2 protein-coding genes are annotated in these 2,792 nt (G+C 66.2%); one reads left to right on the forward strand and one right to left on the reverse strand.

Features of this window, described 5'->3' with window-relative positions; translation table 11 throughout:
* Nucleotides 1-228: 228 nt before the first annotated feature.
* Nucleotides 229-897, reverse strand: a complete 669-nt coding sequence (locus K8W16_RS06170; RefSeq protein WP_304122139.1) for a hypothetical protein — start codon at nucleotides 895-897, stop codon at nucleotides 229-231.
* A gap of 661 nt (nucleotides 898-1,558) precedes the next feature.
* Between K8W16_RS06170 and K8W16_RS06175 the strand changes: the two genes are divergently transcribed.
* On the forward strand, nucleotides 1,559-2,674 hold the full coding sequence (locus tag K8W16_RS06175) for a radical SAM protein (RefSeq protein WP_304122141.1): 1,116 nt from the start codon (nucleotides 1,559-1,561) through the stop codon (nucleotides 2,672-2,674).
* Nucleotides 2,675-2,792 lie beyond the last annotated feature (118 nt).

A 2,792-nucleotide genomic window follows, 5' to 3' on the forward strand; every position in this document is an offset into this window, starting at 1 on the left:
GCGGGAAGGCATGTTGCAGAGGGAAAGCGGCTGCTTCGGGCGCGGGGAAAGCCTGCGGGGAAAACGGGCGCGGCGGACAAGGCGGAAAAGCGCCGGGCAAAGTCCACGCGCAAAAGCCGGGAACATGGCGCAGCGGACAAGGCGCGAAGCCGAGAAAGGCGGAAGCTTGGCCTTTGCCCCGGCTGCGGGATCACAACCCTCGGGAGGGCAGGCCAAACGCCGCGTATCTCACTTCCCCGGGCCCGGGGAAAATTCCCGGCGCGCCCCTTTTTCCCATGAGCGGCTGAGGATAAGGGAAAGAAACTCCTCTTCCCCGAAGGCGTCCTCCTGCCCGGGGCGGCGCGGCCGCACCTTTTCCACAAGGCGCTCGCCGTGCCTGCGCGCCGCCCTGAAGCCGTCGAGGAAAAAATTCAAGAGGAAGACATGCCGTTCATCCCAGCCGATCTCCATCCTGAGCATGGGACGCCTTTCCGCCTCCTTCCAAAAGGCATCGGAAAAGTCCCCCTCTATCCGGGCTACCGCCACCTGCCCTTCCAGGGCGTAATGAAAGCGCGCCTTGCGTATCGCCCCGCCGTCCAGGTAGATCCGCCCGTTCAGGGTAAGGGGAAACATCGCCTTCGCCTCCGTGCCCATCGAGCCCATGGCGCGCTCCAGAAGCGTCATCCGGCAGGAGCCCGGCCCCTTGCCCGAGGGCGCGGGGTACATGTCCAGCACAAGCAGAACGGCACCCTCCCCCGTGCACAGGCGCACCGCGTCTTCCTTCCCGGCAGACACTACGCCTGCGGCCCATTGTCCATGAATCTGCATGTCCAAAAGTTCCGCCGCCCCGGCCTGAAGGGCCGCGCCGCACACATATATTGCCGTCAGCGCCGCAAGCGCCCAGATGCGTTTTCTCATCGCCCCTCCTCTTTGCGGTATCGTGGCGGCATGATAGCGCAAAAAAAGCTGCGGCAAAAGCGAAGCCCTTCCCCGGGGTGCCGGTGAGCCCCCGCTCCGGCAGACCGCGGCGAGGCAAAATCCGCCCCGCGTCACGCCCGGGCCTGCGCCCGCAGCCATGCGGCCCGCCGCTTCCCTTCGCCCCTTCAAGGCCCGCTTCCCCGACTGCCCTTCCCTGTCTGCACAGGGCGCGGCCCATGCCCCGCGCCACGCCCCGGAGCCCCGCCGCGTCCCTCTCCCCCCCCGGCGGCGGAAAACCGGCCTTCCGCTCCCCGGGCCGCTGCCTTCGGAAAAGGCAAAACGCCGGGCGCGCACCTCCCCTCTTTGCCCCGGGCCTTCCCCCCAAAGCGCGAATAATGAAACAGGCCTTTTTCCCGCCCCCTTCTGGACAGGGAGGAAAAAACGGTATAACTTCGGGGAAAATCCTTTTGAAATCGTGCTATTTCAAAAGCTTGCCGCAACGTGCGCCTCCCGCGCCGCCTGCTCCCGGGGCATGATGCCCCGCGCCGTGCGGGAGGGGGGAACCTGCCTTTCTGCCCGCCTGCGCACAAAAAGCGGGAAGCCGGGGCGAGCCCGCCTTTCACTTCCATCCATGCCGGTTTCTGCCGGACAGGAGGCCTTCATGGCTGACGAACTCAGGCGCCTGTATCTGGAACCCACCTCACGCTGCAACCTGAACTGCGCCATGTGCTTCCGCAAAAGCTGGGTGGAGGAAAAAACCGGGGACATGAGCGAAGCCACCTTCCGCGCCGCGCTCGCGCACCTGCCCGAAAGCGTGGAGACCATCTTTTTCGGCGGCATGGGGGAACCGCTCTTCCACCCGCGCATTGTCGACATGGTGCGCGCCGCCTCCTCCTCGGGCCGCCGCATCGAGCTTCTCAGCAACGGTTCCCTGCTCACCGCAGAACTCTCCGCCGCCCTGCTCGACGCGGGGCTCGACATGCTCTGGCTCTCCGTGGATTCCCCGGAAGAAGAAAACTACGCATCCATCCGCGGCAACGGCAGCCTCGCCCTGCTCAAGGAACACCTCCTCGCCTTCAACCGGCTCCGCTTCCGCCGGGAAAAGGAAGTGAAGCTCGGCGTGGCCTTCGTGCTCATGAAAAGCAATGTGCACGCCCTCGCCGACCTGCCCTTCTTCGCCTCCTTTTACCATGTCAATGAAGTGAACATCTCCCACGTCCTCCCCACCAGCGAGGAATCCGCCCGGGAAGCCCTGTATGTCAACGTGCTCCAGAGCGACCTCGGCGGCGACCATGTCCCCCCTTCCGCCCCGCGCATCCGCCTGCCCCTCATGGACTGGACAAGCCCCGGCGCCGCCCGCGCCGCCGCTTCCCTCCTGAGCTCAGGCATGTGCGAGATCACCCTCTCCGGCCGGCGCCTGCGCCGCCCCGCCGGAGAGTGCCGCTTCATCAGGGAGGGCATGGCCTTCGTCCGGCACGACGGCATGCTCAGCCCCTGCATGGCCCTCCTGCGCTCCTCCCGCCTCTACTGGGACGGCAAATCCCGCCTGAACTTCCACCGCTTCTTCGGCAACGTGCGCGATACCCCCCTCGACGCGCTCTGGAACGCCCCCGACTACGCCGCTTTCCGACAAAAAGTCCGCGCCTTCGACTTCTCCCCCTGCTGCCGATGCTCCCATTGCGACAACTGGGAACTCTCCCTCCCCGACTGCTACGGCAACGACCTCCCTGCCTGCGGCGCATGCCTCTGGTCCGAAGGCATCATAAGCTGCCCGTAAAGGCAGGAAAGGCAGCCGGGGCTCCGCCCCAGACCCCGCCGGGGGGAATGATTCCCCCCGGGCCCCCTCATTCGGCAATCTCGCGCGCGGATTGTGCGCAAAAGCAGGGCCTTGACTC

Source organism: Mailhella massiliensis (genome assembly GCF_020741395.1).
Classification (GTDB): Bacteria; Desulfobacterota; Desulfovibrionia; order Desulfovibrionales; family Desulfovibrionaceae; genus Mailhella; species Mailhella massiliensis_A.